Source organism: Ochrobactrum chromiisoli (genome assembly GCF_026241335.1).
In the GTDB taxonomy this organism is placed as follows: Bacteria; Pseudomonadota; Alphaproteobacteria; order Rhizobiales; family Rhizobiaceae; genus Brucella; species Brucella chromiisoli.
In genome coordinates, this window is sequence record NZ_JAPHAV010000002.1 from 366,993 (window position 1) to 384,273 (window position 17,281).

Consider the following 17,281-nt stretch of genomic DNA (forward strand, 5'->3'; position numbering starts at 1 on the left):
AAGATCAGATCTGGCTGGATATTGGAGGTCGAAGAACGCCGAAGGGATCGCTGCTGTTCAATGCTGCGACGCGTGGCGGCAGGCCGAATTCGTGATCGGGCGTGAACAAAGCGACACTGGAGTTAAACTGTATGATGCCGCCACAGCTCATCATTACGCAGGTGGCAGATGCCTTCTTGCCATGATCCATCGGCATTGAATGCCCACCATCATGCTTTGCAACCGGCACAGTCGTGTGACAGTCAGTGAAAGTTATCGTCTGCGGTCGATCATGCGCCATGGCATAACAAAGCTGGGTTGAAACCAGAAACAACAACGAGAACAGAGCAATCAGCATACGGGAAGGCATGCGCAAAACAGAATGTTTGCGAAAACGCATACCAATATTGCTGCGTCTGAAGGCTTGCAGAGTCATAGTGATTCCATGTTCTGAGTTTCAGCTTAAGGCTGGCTTAAGGCAATTGAAAGGCCGCAGACATTTTCCCTGAAATTACCTCATGCGTTCATTTTGTTTCGAAAACACCACATTCGAAATCAGAAAATTACGTGATAGCCCTTTTAAGCTTGCGGTTTCGTATTTTGTGGCACTAAGAAGGCACATCTCGGGCCTCCCCCCACACATTTATCGGCCCACAAATATGGATAGAAACAATGACTGTAGCTCAGGCAGTTGTTCCGAAGAAAAATTCTGCGCGCCGCGTTCTGGCCGCGAGCATGATCGGCACAACAATCGAATTCTTTGATTTTTATATTTATGCAACGGCTGCGGTTATCGTTTTCCCGCACCTTTTCTTCCCGGCCAGTGACGGCAACTCCGCGCTGCTGCAGTCGCTCGCAACCTTTGCGATTGCCTTTTTCGCACGACCTATTGGTGGCGCTCTTTTCGGTCACTTTGGTGACAAAGTGGGCCGCAAGGCAACGCTCGTCGCAGCCCTGATGACAATGGGTATTTCTACAGTCGCCATCGGTTTCCTGCCTACTTATGAATCCATCGGCGTATGGGCGGCTCTCCTGCTTGCTCTCTGCCGTCTGGGTCAGGGCCTTGGCCTTGGTGGCGAATGGGGCGGCGCAGTCCTGCTCGCAACCGAAAATGCGCCGGAAGGCAAGCGTACATGGTACGGTATGTTCCCACAGCTCGGTGCGCCTGTCGGCTTCATTCTCGCAACAGGCATCTTCCTGATCCTTGCCGAGTTCCTGACTGAAGAACAGTTCATGTCGTTCGGCTGGCGTATTCCCTTCATCGCGAGCGCTTTGCTGGTTGGTGTTGGCCTCTTCATCCGTCTGAAGATTGCGGAAACGCCGGAATTCCAGAAGGCGATCGACAAGGCTGAACGCGTTGAAGTTCCCGTCGCAACACTTTTCAAAAAGCATAAGGCAAGCCTGTTCCTCGGAACGATCGGCGCTGTTGCAACTTTCGTTCTGTTCTACCTCATGACCGTGTTTTCGCTTGGTTGGGGCACGCGTGCACTCGGTTATAGCCGTGAAGAGTTTTTGATCTTGCAAATGGTCGGTGTGATCTTCTTCGGCCTCACCATTCCGGTTGCAGCGTTGCTTTCCGATAAATACGGCATGCGACCTGTGATGATCATCGTCACACTCCTCATTGGTCTGTACGGCTTCCTCATGGCTCCATTGTTCTTAAGCGGAACAGCTGGCGTTCTTCTCTTCCTCGTAATCGGTTTTGGGCTGATGGGGCTGACCTATGGTCCGATTGGTGCGGCTCTTGCTGAACCATTCCCGACTTCGGTTCGCTATACCGGCGCTTCGCTGACCTTCAACCTGGCAGGCATTCTTGGCGCATCGGTTGCCCCCTATATCGCAACGTGGCTCGCGACCCATTATAGCTTTGCCTATGTCGGCTACTACATGACTGCTGCTGCCGTCGTCTCGCTGATTGGCTTCGCATTTATCTCGTTCAAGCGCGACAACTAAGCTGTATTGAACCGCAACAAAAAAGCCCGCGTGGATCGCTCCGCGCGGGCTTTTTTTGGAGAACTCAAACCTATTCGGTGTCGGCGGCTTCCAGAGCAATGGCAACCGACTGAATGATCGACGCGAAACGTGCTGCAGTGTGAATGACCTCGGCCGTCACGTTTGCTTTGCGCAAAACGTCTTCATGCGCATCAATGCACATGCCACAACCATTGATTGCCGAAACAGCCAGCGACCACAGTTCGAAATCAACCTTATCCACACCCGGATTACCAATCACATTCATGCGCAGCTTGGCTGGCATGGTGCGATAATCTTTATTGGTGGCAAGGTGCACGAAACGATAATAGACATTGTTCATGCCCATGATCGTCGCGGCCGATTTTGCAGCCTGAACAACTGTGGCATCAATTTTCCCAGTGGCTTCAGCAACCAACGCCTTGCGTACATCAGCGTTGCGCGAAGCAATACCACAGGCGATGAACAGGCCATATTTCTGCTGTGGCGTCAGCGTTTCATCGCTTGCCATAGAGGAAAGATTGAGACGAACATCCTTGGCAAAATCCGGGATTTTTGACTTCAGATCATCAATGGACATGGAACCCTCTTTAATTTGTCAGCTCTTGATAAACAAAAGGCGGGCCTTAACCCGCCTTGTCTCATGCAATTGAAGGCAGATTAAGCAGCCTTAAGCGTTTCGCCACCGACTTCGCGGTTGCATGGGCAAAGCTCATCGGTCTGCAGAGCGTCGAGAACGCGCAGCGTGTCCTTCGGAGCGCGACCAACATTGAGGTTGGTTGCGTAAACGTGCTGGATCGTGTTGTCGGGATCAACAACGAAGGTGTAGCGGTAAGCAACGCCATCGGGTGAACGAACGCCGAGGCCATCGACCAGTGAACCGTTGGTGTCCGCGAACGACCAGATTGGCAGCTTGTCGAGATCCTTGTGATCGCGGCGCCATGCGAGCTTCACAAATTCGTTGTCGGTCGAACCGCCGAGAACAACCGCATCACGATCTTCAAAATCCGAAGCCAGACGAGCAAATTCTGCGATTTCCGTTGGGCAGACGAAAGTGAAGTCCTTAGGATAGAAGAAGATAACCTTCCACTTGCCTTCAAAGCTTGTTTCGGTGATGTCTTCAAAAGCCGAAACGCCATTTTCTTCGTGGAAGTTGAAGCCAGGCTTTACGCCAGTTACTTTGAAAGAAGGAAGCTTGTCACCGATACCGAGCATCTCATACCTGCCTGTAAATTCGTTGTTATGCAGAAAATTCAGAAATTTCAGAACTATCTGCTTGCTCCCTATATATAGGCATTCCAACCCATTCGGTCAAAGCGATTAAAACGATCAAATCCATCGTTTAAAACGATGAAAGCAAGTGTCAGAAAATGCTCAACATCAGTGTGCGCCAACTCCATTATTTCATTGCGCTTGTGAAAGCAGGATCGTTTTCACGCGCTGCCGAGGCGGTTGGCGTTACCCAATCCACGCTCAGTGCTGCCATTCAGGCTTTGGAGGCTGAAATCGGGGTCACTCTCATCGACCGCACAGGTCGACGCATGCAATTGCTGCCTGCGGGGGAAGATTTTCTGAACCGCGCGCAGGAAATTGTGGCGTCGATTGAAGAGCTGCCCGAATACGCAAAGCAGGCTGAACGCCCGTTGACGACGCGTCTTCGATTGGGAGTGATTCCGTCTATCGCGCCATTTTTGCTACCAAAAGTTCTTCCTGCGACCGCTCAGGCATTTCCTGAACTGCAATTAAGCGTTCGCGAAGGACTGACACGCACTTTGCTCGACAGCCTGCGGTCTGGCACGCTTGATGTGGCACTGGTTGCTCATCCCTATGATCTTGACGACTTCGAAGTTGCGGAAATCGGCAAAGATCCGTTTTTTCTTGCAGTGCGAAGAGATCATGCGCTTGCTAACCGTGATCGCATCGACGCAAATGATCTTCAGGATCAGCCTTTTCTCCTGCTTGAAACAGGCCACTGCTTACGCGAGCACGTGATGGCAGCCATTGGCTCACAACCCACACAGGCTGGCAGTGATGTTCATGCAACAAGTATCATGACGCTGGTACAGCTTGTTGAATTCGGGATGGGCGTCACGCTTTTGCCAGAGGTGGCCATCAAAGCTGGTGTGACGCGTGGCAGCGAAATCAGCATCGTGCCTTTTGAAGGACAACATAATTTCCGTTCACTTGCTTTGGTATGGCGGGCAAATGCCGCACGGCGCAATGAGTTTCAGCTTTTCGCGGCCCATCTGCGCAGCAAATGCATGAAAAGATAGGCTACAAAAGACCCCAGGCACGAAAACGTCCGCGGCCTGTAATTTCCCGCAAATTAAGATCGACGATCAGCTTGAGCGCCCCCTGTGAAGTCACTTCAAGCTCTTTCTCAACCATCTGCGTTGAGACAAGCGGACTTCGTATTATCATATCAACGAGCTGGGGGAGCCGCGAGTTGGAACGACGGCCCTTGAGCTTGCGCTGCATCTGCTCACGAGCAAGCATTAGCCGGTCATGCTCTTTCATACTCACCTCTGCGCCTTCCTCTATGGACGCCAAGAAAGTTTTCAACCTGACAAGCCGGCTTTGCGCACGACGCTCGTCTGGTCTTTTAAGACGCAAGCCGATACTCAGCGCTGGCAAATGCCCTGTGGCAATAGCTGACTGGCGCAGAAAAGCCGCTGTGAGCAAGCGGCCAACCCATGATGAACGCTGTACCACCTCCAGAGAAAACCACGCATCATGCACCAATGCTGCACGCAAAAGCGGTGGCAAACCGGCAGTTTTATCAAAGACATCGCGCCATTCCTGCAAGCGCGCTTCTTCATTCCAGTCATCATCATAAAGAAGTGGATCGATCTCTGGCGATTGCCGTGTTGGCTTTTCCTGAACAACCCCTTTGAGCAGAGCATCCGTGCGAGCCAGCAGAGCATCAATATCGTCAAACAGAGGGTCGCTATCGCCCGGCATCGGTTCGTCATAGTCTTTGGTCATTTCCGTGCGCACGTCGATACTGCGGCCCAGCAATTGCTGGATACCGGCAGCACTTAAAGCCCAGCTCGCCGAGCGGCTTGCAATCTGCCTGCGCAAACGCAACACGGAATGAGCGATTGTCAGCGCATGACTTGGCGTGCGGCTATCCATAAGTGCATCATGGAGAACAAGGTCTTCCAGATGGACCAATTCACCTTCAAGCCACATGGAAGCAACCGCGTCCTGGAAATGCATACGCTCCAGCATACCATCGCGGATCGGAGAACGGGAAAGCCGCTCGTCAAGCCTTGTAAGTGCGGCTGTGGCATTGGCCACAGGCACAAAAAGCGCGTCGAGCGGCAGCGTGTCTATTTCATAAGCCATGTTCGCATATCGCAACCGATTTCGAAAAAAGGCAAATGAAAATGCGTGCTTAGACCAGAACTTCCGCAACTTTCACAGCGCGCCCTTCTTTCACCGAAAGAAGGGCTGCTTCTGCAAGCGCCAGGGCTTTCAAACCGTCATCCGCTGACGGTTTGGGTGCCTTGCCGCCATCAATTGCATCAATGAACGAGGTGATTTCAGCAGCATAAGCATCCGTGTAGCGCGTCATGAAGAAATCGTGCAGCGGCGGGCGTGTATAACCATCCTTTGAAGCCACTTCGATGGAAACCGGACGCTGGTTTTCTGCAGAAACCGCACCTTCCGACCCATGCACTTCGATGCGCTGATCATAACCATAGGAAGCTCGGCGCGAATTGGAAATCACACACTGACGACCGGACGCTGTGGTCAGGATTACGCTGGCACTATCGAAATCACCAAGCTCACCGATTTTTGGATCGACCAGAACTGAAGCAGAGGCTGATACAGTTTCAATCTCTTCGCCCAGCAGAAAACGCGCCATGTCAAAATCATGAATTGTCATATCGCGGAAAATACCGCCAGAAACCTTGATATATTCCGCAGGCGGCGCACCCGGATCGCGGCTGGTGATCGTGACCATTTCCACCTTGCCAATCCGCCCATCGTCAATCGCCTTGCGCACTGCCGCAAAATGCGGATCGAAACGGCGGTTGAAGCCGAGCATAACCTTACCGCCGGTTTCTTTGATAACGCCAAGACAAGCCTGCACGCGCTCAATGTTGAGATCGATCGGCTTTTCGCAAAACACGGCTTTACCAGCACGGGAGAAACACTCAATCAGATCGGCATGAGTGTTGGTGGGTGTGCAGATCAGCACTGCATCCACATCGGCTGATTTTTCAATCTCGTCGATGGTGCGCACTTCCGCGCCTGCTGCATCAGCGATTGCTTTGGCTGCATCAGGGTTGGCGTCTGCAACAGCGACAAGTTGCGCCCGCCTGTCCGATGCAATTGCAGCCGCATGTACTTTGCCGATACGACCGGCACCGAGCAGAGCAAGACGTGTTACCATTGCTTTCAACCTCCCAAAACGGTCATCCTCGATTGACCGATAAACAGTTTCCCTATTCCGTTTTGCATATTTCCCGACTATTGCAGGAAAGGAAGTGCAATGGAATATTTATTCTATTTTGCTAGATTGTGATATACAGGATGTCAAGAGACCGTGTCTGAAAGGATGGCGATGCACACCGAACAAGCCCCTGCTGCGCAACCAAATGCACCTTCCAGTGTCAAGGACTTCGAGGCAAGACTGCTCGAAGTCGCAGACCGCCTGCCCAAGCGCCTGAAACAATGCGCGGACTTTGTGGCAGCCAATCAGGATCGCATTGCTGTTTCGACGGTCGCTGAAATGGCAGAAGGCGCAGGCGTTCAGAGTTCGGCATTCATGCGCTTTTGCCAGATATTGGGTTTTTCCGGCTTTTCGGAAATGCAGAAGCTGTTTCGCGAATCCTATGCTGGTGGCTGGCCCGATTATTCCACGCGTCTTGAACATCTGCGCGAAACCGCGGCAGGCAGCCCCCCCGCCCTTTTGGCGGAGTTTGCTGAAGCGGGACGCACATCGCTTGAAAGTCTTCTAAAAACCATTGAGCCGCAAGCGCTGGAAGATGCAGTCAAACGTCTCGCGCGTGCTGAGACTATCCATATTATTGGCGTTCGCCGGGCATTTCCGGTTGCAAGCTATCTCGCCTATGCGCTTGAAAAAATGCAGGTTCCGGCCATGCTGCACAGCACTGTCGGCAAGCTCGAAAACCAGCACGCAATCCGCAAAGGAGATGTACTGATTGCCATTTCGTTTTCGCCATATTCCCCTGAAACAATCGCCATGGCAGAAAGTGCACATGCGCGTGGCATTGATGTTATTGCGATCACCGACACGATTGTCAGCCCCATGAGCAGATTTGCCACACAGTCTTTGCTGGTTTCGGAAGTTGATTTTGGTGCGTTCCGCTCGCTTTCGGCAACGCTTTGTCTCGCCATCACGCTTTCAGTGGCTGTCGGCACGTCACGCCAGTCTTAAACGTAATCTCGCGTAAAAGCAGATCACCATTCTATTTTTCAGTTGAAATAGAATAATAAATCTATTTTAATAAAAAATAGAACGGTTGCTGCACCTTCTGAGTCACGAGCAGCCATTCCAAGCTATAAAACAAACATGCGCCAGGGAGGGCTTTCATGAAGCGGCTGGATTTGATTACGATTGGCCGATCTTCGGTAGATCTTTATGGCGCACAGGTTGGCGGTCTTCTGGAAGACATGTCATCCTTCAACAAATATGTTGGCGGCTCCCCCACCAACATCGCAACAGGCACTGCAAGGCTGGGTCTCAAATCTGCCCTCATAACCCGCGTGGGTGACGAGCATATGGGGCGCTTTCTGCTCAACGAACTTGCGCGTGAAGGCGTGGATACACGCGGCATTGTTACCGATCCGCAGCGTCTGACAGCACTTGTCATCCTCGGCATCCGCGATCAGGAACATTTCCCATTGATCTTTTATCGCGAGAACTGTGCCGACATGGCGCTTTGCGAGGATGATATTGATCCAGACTTCATTGCCGAGGCCGGATGCGTGCTGGCAACCGGCACGCATCTGTCGCATCCGCGCACGGAAGCAGCAGTACTCAAAGCTTTGAAGCTGGCGCGAGAAAATCAAAGCCGCACGGTGCTCGATATTGATTACCGTCCCAATCTCTGGGGGCTGTCCGGCCATGGCGATGGTGAGAACCGCTTCATAGAATCCGTTGCCGTCACCAAGAAGCTGCAATCGACATTGCATCTGTTTGATCTCATCGTCGGCACAGAGGAAGAGTTCCATATCGCGGGCGGTTCGACCGATACGCTTGAGGCGCTCAAAGCGGTTCGCGAAGTTACCAAGGCCGCTCTGGTTTGTAAGCGCGGGCCGATGGGCGCTGTGGTTTTTGAAGGCAACATTCCCGACGATCTCGACGAGGGACAATCGGGTGAAGGCTTTCCGATTGAAGTTTTCAACGTGCTTGGTGCGGGTGATGGCTTCATGTCTGGCCTTTTGCGCGGCTGGCTAAAGGGGGAAGACTGGCCGACCAGCCTGAAGTTCGCCAATGCCTGTGGTGCCTTTGCCGTATCGCGTCATGGCTGCACACCGGCTTATCCTAGCTGGGAAGAGCTACAATATTTCTTGCGAAGCGGCATTCGAGACAAGGCCTTGCGCAAGGATCAGGCGCTCGAACAGGTGCACTGGTCAACCAACCGCAATGGCGACTGGCCGCATATACGTGTCTTCGCTTTTGATCATCGTATTCAGCTTGAAGAGATGGCGCTGGAAGCCGGTGCGAGCGATGAAAAAGTCGGACAATTCAAAGAATTGTGCCTGAATGCTGCATTAGAGGTTTCAGACGGGCAAAACGGCTACGGCATCCTTTGTGACAGCAGGCTTGGGCGCGACGCGCTTTATCGTGCTGCTGGAACTGGCCTTTGGATCGGACGCCCAACTGAATGGCCCGGCTCGCGACCACTGGAACTAGAACCCGAACTCGGTCCCGATTGCGGCGGTCTTGTTGAATGGCCTATTGAGCATGTCGTGAAAGTGCTTTGCTTTTATCACCCGGATGACAGTGACACTGTGAAAATGCAGCAGGAAGAAACCGTGCAGCGGCTTTTCACTGCCGCTCGGCGTAATCGCTTGGAGTTCCTGCTGGAAGTCATTCCATCCAAGGTTGCCCCTGTCGATGACATGAGCACCGCCAAAGTCATAGAACGCTTTTATGAAATTGGCGTCTATCCGGACTGGTGGAAACTTGAACCGCTTACGACCAAACAGGCATGGCAAAACACCTGCGATGCCATAACCCGCAATGATCCTTATACGCGCGGCATTGTCGTTCTAGGGCTTGATGCGCCTGCGGAAGAACTCGAAGCAAGCCTGAAAGTTGCTGCCAATTTTGATCTGGTGAAGGGCTTTGCCATTGGTCGAACCATTCTGGGAGATGTCGCGCGGCAATGGCTTGCGGATAAGATAAGCGATACGGATGCCGTTGGCGAAATGGCAAAACGTTATCGCGGTTTCTGTGATCTTTGGGATAGGCTGCGACAGAAATAAACGCATCTCGGAAACAGGTGGAGGCCTGAATCTGAAATAGCGAGAAAGCGGATTTCCGCTGGGAGGAAAGATGAACACCGTTCGACTGACAGCGGCACAGGCTCTCGTGCGCTATATTGCCAATCAGATGACACCCGAAGGCGAGCCTTTTATTGCTGGTGTCTGGGCGATTTTTGGCCATGGAAATGTGGCGGCGCTTGGCGAGGCACTGCATGGCATCCGCGACAGGCTCGTGACGTGGCGCGGTCAAAATGAGCAGACCATGGCGCACGCGGCCATCGCCTATACCAAACAACTGGGTCGCAAACGCGCTTGCGCTGTCACCTCCTCCATCGGTCCCGGCGCAACCAATATGGTCACAGCCGCGGCACTCGCCCATGTCAATCGTCTGCCGGTTTTGTTCATTCCCGGCGATGTCTTCGCCAATCGCGGTCCCGATCCCGTCTTGCAGCAGATCGAGGATTTCAACGATGGAACGGTTAGCGTCAACGACTGTTTCCGCCCCGTAAGCCGCTATTTTGATCGCATAACCCGCCCCGAGCAGCTTCTGACTGCCTTGCCGCGCGCTTTCCGTACAATGACCGATCCTGCGGATTGCGGACCTGTCACGCTGTCTCTCTGTCAGGATGTGCAGGCCGAAGCCTATGACTGGCCGGAAGAGTTCTTCGCGCCAAAGGTTTGGCATTGGCGGCGACCGCCAGCCGATGAAAATGAACTGGCAACGGCAATTGCCGCAATCAAAGCTTCCAAGACCCCGGTTATCGTTGCGGGCGGCGGCGTGCATTATTCGGGTGCCCATGAAGCACTGATAAGCTTTGCAGAAACCCACAATATTCCGGTTATCGAAACACAGGCCGGCAAATCGGCTTTGCCTTGGGATCATCTGCTCAATTTCGGTCCGGTCGGCGTTACTGGTGCAGACAGTGCCAACGCAGTTGCAGCAAGCGCCGATCTGGTCATTGGGGTGGGAACACGCTTTCAGGATTTCACCACTGGCTCGTGGGCATTGTTCAAACATCCGGGCCGAAAGCTGCTCTCGCTCAATGTTCAACCTTATGACAGTCACAAACAAGGTTCGATCTCGCTTGTAGCAGATGCGAAGATCGGGCTGGAGGCACTGTCGCACTCTTTGAAGGGCTATAAACGCCCCTCCCTCGACCGCAGTCTAAAAGATAAATGGTTTGAAGCAGCGGACCGTTTCACGGCGACCCCCGGTGATGCCAACCAGCTTCCCACAGACATGCAGGTGATCGGCGCAGTGCAGCGTCAGTCAAAAGAAAATACCGTCGTCATGTGCGCGGCTGGCACCATGCCGGGTGAATTACACCAGCTCTGGAAAGCCGGTCGCCCGATGTCCTATCACATGGAATATGGCTTCTCCTGCATGGGCTATGAGATTGCTGGCGGACTTGGCATCAAGATGGCTGAACCAGATCGCGACATCATCGTGATGGTCGGCGACGGTTCCTATATGATGGCCAATTCGGAGCTGGCTACCGCGGTCATGATGGGCATCAAGATCACAGTCGTGCTGACCGATAATCGCGGTTATGGCTGCATCAACCGTTTGCAAATGGCGACCGGCGGTGCCGAGTTCAACAATCTGCTCGACCACACAACCCATGTGAATGCATTCAACATCGACTTCGCAGCCCATGCGGCTGCGATGGGTGCCGTGAGTCAAAAAGTCGGCTCTATCCGTGAACTGGAAGATGCGCTGGCGGAAGCGCGCAACAGCCCGCGCACCACAGTTATCGTCATCGATACCGATCCTTACCCGACGCCTGAAACCGGCGGCTGGTGGTGGGACGTGGCTGTGCCGGAAGTCTCGGACCGCGAACAAGTACGCGCCGCGCGTGAAAATTATGAAGCTCAGATCAAAGAAAGAAACTGACCGATGATCCTCTATGGCACCAACCCGATTGCCTGGTCAAACGATGATGATCGCAGCCTTGGCGCGCATATAAGCCTTGATCAATGCCTTGATGAGGCTTCAAAAATCGGCTTCGACGGAATCGAAAAAGGTCATAAATTTCCGCAGGTTGCAGCGGAACTTAAAGCAGTACTCGAACCACGCAATCTGCGTTACGTTTCTGGCTGGCATTCACTCAATCTTCTGACCAATTCCGTTGAGGATGAGAAGGCTGCCATGCAGCCGACGCTTGATCTTCTGAACGGCATGGGCTGCAAGGTCATCATCGTTTGCGAAACGTCGAATGCCATTCATGGCGACGAGAGCAAGTCGCTCTTAGAACGTCCGGTGCTGGAAGAAGCACGCTGGGCAGAGTTTGGTGCAGGTGTAGAAGCACTGGCCGAATATGCGAGCGCACAGGGTATTGCACTCGTCTATCACCATCATATGGGCACGATTGTTCAGAGCGAAGACGAGATTGACCTTCTGATGAAACATACCGGCCCACATGCCAAATTGCTGCTCGATACCGGCCACTGCCTGTTTGGCGGCGGTGATCCTGAACGCGTTGCAAAGAACCATATGCAACGTGTCCGGCATATTCATGCCAAGAATGTCCGCCCGGCGATAGCGGCACAGGTACGCGACCAGAGCCTGTCTTTTCTGGAAGGTGTGCGCCGCGGCGTATTTACGGTTCCGGGCGATGATGAAGGCGGTGTCGATTTTGTACCGGTGCTTACGGTCGCAGCCCAGCATGGCTATCAGGGCTGGCTTGTGATCGAAGCCGAGCAGGACCCAGATGTGCGCACTCCATTTGAATATCAGTCGCTAGGGCTGAAATCGCTCAAAGCATTTGCGCGCGAAGCAGGGTTAGACAAAGGAGACTGAGCTATGGCCAATCTGTTACGCAAACCCAATGGCAAGCATGGTAAGGTGCACGACATCACGCCGGAAAACGCCCATTGGGGCTATGTCGGTTTTGGCCTTTATCACCTGAAAGCTGGTGAAAGCGCTTCTGAGAAAACCGGCGACCGGGAAGTCATTCTGGTACTGGTCGAAGGCAAGGCAAGGCTCAAAGCATCTGGAGAAGATTTCGGCGAAATGGGCGAGCGGATGAGCGTGTTTGAAAAACTCGCTCCGCATTGTCTTTATGTGCCCGCTGAAAGCGACTGGGATGCGTTAGCAACAACCGATTGCGTGCTTGCTGTTTGCACCGCACCCGGCAAACCGGGCCGCAAGGCACAAAAACTCGGGCCGGAGGGCCTGACATTTGATACGCGTGGACACGGTGCGAATACCCGCAACATCTTCAACATTGCCATGGAAGGCCGGGATGTCGCCGACAGCCTTCTGGTAACGGAAGTCTTCACACCACAGGGCAACTGGTCATCCTACCCGCCGCACCGGCATGATGAAGATAACTTCCCGGATATGACCTATCTGGAAGAAACCTATTATCATCGCCTCAACCCATCGCAGGGTTATGGTATTCAGCGTGTCTTCACCGAAGATGGCAGTCTCGATGAAACCATGGCCGTTTCTGACGGCGATGTTGTTCTGGTGCCAAAGGGGCATCACCCATGCGGCGCGCCCTATGGTTATGAGATGTATTATCTCAACGTCATGGCCGGTCCCATCCGCAAATGGCGATTTAAAAACCACCCTGATCACGACTGGATTTATAAGCGCGATAACCCATCAACATAAAGATAAGCCCCGGATTTCCGGGGCTTGTTTTTTTAAAGCTGTGCAACCTTTTTAAGATCATTCACAGCACCCGGTGCTGCAACAAAAACCTTGCTACCCTTGGTCAGTTGCTCCCCTTCCGTTGGGAATGGATGCGCATAGCCGCCTGCTTCGCGGACGAGGCAAAAACCCGCCATACAATCCCAAGCGTGCATATATGGCTCGTAATAACCCACCAAGCGACCTGCTGCCACATAGGCAATCATCAGCGCACCAGAACCATTGCGAATGAATGTACCGCCTGCTTCAAGCAGATCTTCCACAATTTTCGCAACAACCTGCGGCGTTACGTAATTATTGGCGCCAATGCCCGTCACCGCGTTGCGAATTGTGCGCGTTTCATCAAGCACAAGCTTTTTGCCATTAAGCGTTGCACCCTGCCCCTTGGCGGATGCATAAAGCTCGTCAAAGCAAGGTGCCTGAATAACACCGATCACCGGCTCGCCATCTTTCAGCACGGCAATGGAAACGCACCAGTTCGGCATTCCGTTCACAAAAGGGCTGGTGCCATCAATGGGATCAACCACCCATGTATAGCCTGAGCTGCCCACATGCAGCCCATACTCCTCGCCCAAAAAGCCATCGTCGCTGAAAGCTGCCGATACACGTTCATTGATCAACTGCTCGACATTGCGGTCAGCGATGGACACCACATCCTGCGGATCACGCTTGGTTTCAATCACCAGCGTCTCGCGACGATTGAAGTAATCAAGTGCCAGTGCACCTGCCTCGCGCGCAACGTCCTGCGCAAGCTTAAACCGTGCTTCAAGCTCTTTTGAAATGTCTGATGTCATGCTTGGTTTCCAGTCCGAGGGAATAAAGGCGCATGGTTCATGCGCCTACTGATTGATGATGGCAAGGCCGCGCGGCTTGAAATGGATCGCCACCTCCGTTTGTGGCGGAAGCGCTTCTTCCACAGCCGGATCGACGATGAAAAGCTTGCCGTGTTCGGTCTCGATTTCATATTCGATATGATCACCGAGATAGGCGGAATGCGCGACGCGTCCCGGGAAATCTCCGCCGCTCTGAGCTTGCAGGCTCACCGCATTTGGGCGAACCGCCAGCTGTGCTGGTCCCAGCCTTGCATGTGACGATGCAAGGCGATGACTGAGTTTCCCAATACGAATGACAGCTTCTCCATTTTCTGCGCTGACGACTTCACAGGGCACGACGTTGGCCTCGCCCATGAAGTCTGCGATGAAGGCAGATGCGGGAGACTCATAAAGATCCCGCGGACTGCCTTGCTGCGCTATATCGCCGTCTTTCATGACAATAATTGTATCGGACACAGCCAAAGCTTCGTCCTGATCATGGGTGACATAAACTGCTGTAAAACCAAGCCGTTGCTGGAGTTCCCTGATTTCAGTTCTCACGCGGCGGCGCAGACGCGCATCAAGATTGGAAAGCGGCTCATCAAGCAGCAGCACCTGCGGCTCCAGCACCAGCGCGCGGGCCACGGCCACACGCTGTTGCTGCCCGCCTGAAAGCTCGGCCGGAAGGCGATGCCCCATACCGGCAAGGCCAACGAGCTTCAGCCCTTCCTCGGCCCGCTCACGCGCCTCCTTCTTCTTTAATCCGGAAGATTCAAGTCCGTAAGCGACGTTATCGAGCGAACTCATGTGTGGAAACAGCGCATAGGACTGAAACACCATGGACACATCCCGCTCATTGGCGGGTAGCATGGTTACATCCTTGCCACCGATCAGAATGCGGCCCGATGTCGGATGCTCCAGCCCTGCCAGAAGGCGCAGGGTCGTGGTTTTACCGCAACCCGAAGGGCCAAGCAGCGTGACAAGCGTACCGGGTTCAACCGTCAGCGACAGATCGGGCAAAGCGGTAAAGTTGCCGAACTTCTTGGTTATGTTTTGAAAGGTCACGGAGCCGGGACGGATCGTGGTCATACGGCTTTCTCCTGTTGAACGGTTTTGATCGGCTTAAGCGTGGCAACACGGTTTTCACGCCGCAACCGGCGCTCGCCGACAAGAAGCTGGAAGGTTGCGATGACCACAACCATCACGACGATCAAGGCTGATGAATAAGCGATCGCCACACCGAATTCGCCATTTTCGACGAGACCGACGATATAAGAGGTCGCCATGTTGTATTCCGCCGAAACAAGGAAGATCACGGCACTGATTGATGTGATCGCACGCACGAAGGAATAGACCAGAGCCGCAGTAATCGCCGGACGTAGAAGCGGCAGGATCACCTTACGGATGGTGCGGAAACTGCCTGCACGCAGCGTGAGCGATGCTTCATCAAGGCTTTTGTCGAGCTGGCTCATGGCCGCGATACCACCGCGCACGCCAACCGGCATATTGCGGAACACGAAGCAGGCAATCAGGATCAGCGCCGTGCCGGTCATTTCAAGCGGCGGCAGGTTGAAGGCCATGATGTAGCTGACACCAATGACCGTACCCGGAATGGCAAAACTCAGCATCAGTGCAAACTCAAACACGTTGCGCCCAAAGAAGCGTTGTCGCACGATCAGATAGGCAGTGAGCAGACCGACTGCGGCGGTAAGCGGTGCCGAGATCAGCGATATTTCCATCGTCGTCCAGAACGAGTTCCACGCAACACCCGTCCATGCAAATCCGCTATCCGTCCATGCAACCGAAAAAGCACGACGATAATGATCGAATGTCAACGAATTATCGAGACCCCACGTGCGCACGAATCCGCCAATCAGGATCATCAGGTACACAACGACCGTGAAGACCATCCATGGAATAACAAGGGCATAGACGCCGATCTTCAACCCACGTGGCAAGCCCGCATGCATGCCGGAATCGCCCTTGCCGGTAACGGTTGCAAAGTTTTTGCCGGACAGCCACAGACGCTGAATGAGGAAGGCAGACAGCGTGAAGCAGAGCAGCACAATCGCCAGAACAGCAGCACGCGATGGATCGTTTTGCGCACCCACTACGGCAAAGAATATCTCGGTCGAAAGCACGCCGTGGCTGCCACCCAGAACCATCGGATTGCCGAAATCGGCCATGCTTTCGATGAAGGAAATCAGAAACGCATTGGCAAGGCCCGGCGCCATCAATGGCAACGACACTCTGTTAAAGGTGCGCCAGCGATCAGCACGCAAGGTTTGCGATGCCTCTTCCATGGAAGGTGACACGCCTTCGACCACACCAATCAGAACCAGAAAAGTGATCGGCGTGAAGGATAGCACCTGCGCGATCCATATCCCTGTAAGACCATAAAGCCAGCGGCCAGGCTCAACACCAAACAGGTTGGAAATCTGTTCCGTCACCACGCCAGCGCGACCGAAAAGCAGGATCAACGCCAGACCAATAACAAAGGGTGGCGTAATGATCGGCAGTACCGTGAGAATACGCAGCCCTTTCTTGAACGGAAAGCCCGTGCGCGTTGCAACAAGCGCGAAAGCCAGCCCCAGAAGAGTTGCCCCGGACGCGGTCATCAATGCCAGCCAGAGCGTGCGCCATGCAACACCACAACGGCCTTCACCAATCACACAGGCAAGGCTCCAAATTGAAGAATCCTGAATATTGGCAATGAAGCCATCCGGATTGAATGATCCGTCAAAATCCTGCACGGACGCGCTGAACATGCTGAAAATCGGATAAAACACGAAGACGCTGACAAGTGCGACCAGCAAGGTGATGGAGGAGACAACAAATGCGTCGCCTTTCATCACCCCACGTTCAGCAAGACTGAACGAAAAAATCAGAAGAAAGCATAGGCCAGTCAGCACGGCACCCGCGCCAAAAGCTGGTTGTCCTTCAGCAAGCGGGCCCAACAGGTTTTCACTTATGGCCCAGTTCCAGCCAGTAAAGCCGATTGCCAATCCCTGAATGGCCAGAAAACCGACACCAAGCAGACTGGCAACGATCAAAACCATTGTGCGCCTTTCAGCAGGCACTGCAAAACGCGCAAAAGCACACACCAGCATCAGCACAGCAAGAACAGCGAGCCACAACCGATTATATGCAAAAATCTGGAGAATAGCTGGAGCGAGATCAGCTTCGCTGAATAATCCTTCTACCCAGCTAAAGGAAAAGAAGCCTTGTTCGACGCGATACCATGGCAGAATGAGGAACGCGACCAAAGCCAGCGCCAGAACCACATCAAGCCTGCGATTATGCTGTTTCATGATTTATCCGCTTTCCTGCTTCGGGCATTGCCGCAAAGTGGATGCAATTATCCGCCTCCCGCCAGCATAATGGCGAGAGCGCT

General features: G+C 53.5%; 15 protein-coding genes. 7 read left to right on the plus strand and 8 right to left on the minus strand.

Going from position 1 to position 17,281, the window contains the following annotated elements:
- Positions 1-4 precede the first annotated feature (4 nt).
- Positions 5-415, minus strand: coding sequence for a hypothetical protein (locus OPR82_RS08565; protein WP_265984291.1), 411 nt, complete (start codon positions 413-415; stop codon positions 5-7).
- 236 nt (positions 416-651) lie between these two features.
- Here OPR82_RS08565 and OPR82_RS08570 point away from each other — a divergent pair, with 236 nt between their 5' ends.
- Positions 652-1,932, plus strand: coding sequence for an MFS transporter (locus tag OPR82_RS08570; protein ID WP_265984292.1), 1,281 nt, complete (start codon positions 652-654; stop codon positions 1,930-1,932).
- Between the two features lie 70 nt (positions 1,933-2,002).
- Here the strand turns inward: OPR82_RS08570 and OPR82_RS08575 are convergent, their stop codons facing one another.
- A complete protein-coding gene (locus OPR82_RS08575) occupies positions 2,003-2,530 on the minus strand; it encodes a carboxymuconolactone decarboxylase family protein (RefSeq protein ID WP_265984294.1) in 528 nt (175 codons plus the stop codon).
- An 80-nt stretch (positions 2,531-2,610) separates the two neighbouring features.
- Complete coding sequence (locus tag OPR82_RS08580; protein WP_265984295.1) at positions 2,611-3,165, minus strand: peroxiredoxin; 555 nt, start codon at positions 3,163-3,165, stop codon at positions 2,611-2,613.
- Positions 3,166-3,320: 155 nt separating this feature from the next.
- Here OPR82_RS08580 and OPR82_RS08585 point away from each other — a divergent pair, with 155 nt between their 5' ends.
- A complete protein-coding gene (locus tag OPR82_RS08585) occupies positions 3,321-4,223 on the plus strand; it encodes a hydrogen peroxide-inducible genes activator (protein WP_265984297.1) in 903 nt (300 codons plus the stop codon).
- 1 nt (position 4,224) lies between these two features.
- Here the strand turns inward: OPR82_RS08585 and OPR82_RS08590 are convergent, their stop codons facing one another.
- Positions 4,225-5,298: an RHE_PE00001 family protein gene (locus tag OPR82_RS08590; RefSeq protein WP_265984298.1), complete on the minus strand. Its 1,074-nt coding sequence runs from the start codon at positions 5,296-5,298 to the stop codon at positions 4,225-4,227.
- 49 nt (positions 5,299-5,347) lie between these two features.
- On the minus strand, positions 5,348-6,352 hold the full coding sequence (gene iolG, locus OPR82_RS08595) for an inositol 2-dehydrogenase (RefSeq protein WP_265984300.1): 1,005 nt from the start codon (positions 6,350-6,352) through the stop codon (positions 5,348-5,350).
- A 171-nt stretch (positions 6,353-6,523) separates the two neighbouring features.
- Between iolG and OPR82_RS08600 the strand changes: the two genes are divergently transcribed.
- From OPR82_RS08600 to iolB, 5 genes are all read left to right on the plus strand, one after another.
- Positions 6,524-7,360, plus strand: coding sequence for a MurR/RpiR family transcriptional regulator (locus tag OPR82_RS08600; protein ID WP_265984302.1), 837 nt, complete (start codon positions 6,524-6,526; stop codon positions 7,358-7,360).
- Positions 7,361-7,515: 155 nt separating this feature from the next.
- Positions 7,516-9,417 (plus strand): bifunctional 5-dehydro-2-deoxygluconokinase/5-dehydro-2-deoxyphosphogluconate aldolase, encoded by a 1,902-nt coding sequence (locus tag OPR82_RS08605; protein ID WP_265984304.1) that lies wholly within the window; start codon positions 7,516-7,518, stop codon positions 9,415-9,417.
- A 70-nt stretch (positions 9,418-9,487) separates the two neighbouring features.
- Entirely contained in the window at positions 9,488-11,311 is a 1,824-nt protein-coding gene (gene iolD, locus OPR82_RS08610) for a 3D-(3,5/4)-trihydroxycyclohexane-1,2-dione acylhydrolase (decyclizing) (RefSeq protein WP_265984305.1), read from the plus strand.
- 3 nt (positions 11,312-11,314) lie between these two features.
- Positions 11,315-12,217 (plus strand): myo-inosose-2 dehydratase, encoded by a 903-nt coding sequence (iolE, locus tag OPR82_RS08615; protein WP_265984306.1) that lies wholly within the window; start codon positions 11,315-11,317, stop codon positions 12,215-12,217.
- 3 nt (positions 12,218-12,220) lie between these two features.
- A complete protein-coding gene (gene iolB, locus OPR82_RS08620) occupies positions 12,221-13,036 on the plus strand; it encodes a 5-deoxy-glucuronate isomerase (protein ID WP_265984307.1) in 816 nt (271 codons plus the stop codon).
- Between the two features lie 32 nt (positions 13,037-13,068).
- Here iolB and OPR82_RS08625 read toward each other — a convergent pair whose 3' ends face one another.
- Genes OPR82_RS08625 through OPR82_RS08635 form a run of 3 tightly spaced genes read right to left on the minus strand, consistent with a single transcriptional unit; the run spans position 13,069 to position 17,198 of the window.
- A complete protein-coding gene (locus OPR82_RS08625; protein ID WP_265984308.1) occupies positions 13,069-13,869 on the minus strand; it encodes an inositol monophosphatase family protein in 801 nt (266 codons plus the stop codon).
- Positions 13,870-13,914: 45 nt separating this feature from the next.
- On the minus strand, positions 13,915-14,976 hold the full coding sequence (locus OPR82_RS08630; protein ID WP_265984309.1) for an ABC transporter ATP-binding protein: 1,062 nt from the start codon (positions 14,974-14,976) through the stop codon (positions 13,915-13,917).
- Positions 14,973-17,198, minus strand: coding sequence for an ABC transporter permease (locus tag OPR82_RS08635; protein WP_265984310.1), 2,226 nt, complete (start codon positions 17,196-17,198; stop codon positions 14,973-14,975). The genes OPR82_RS08630 and OPR82_RS08635 overlap by 4 nt, the downstream gene beginning before the upstream one ends.
- Positions 17,199-17,281 lie beyond the last annotated feature (83 nt).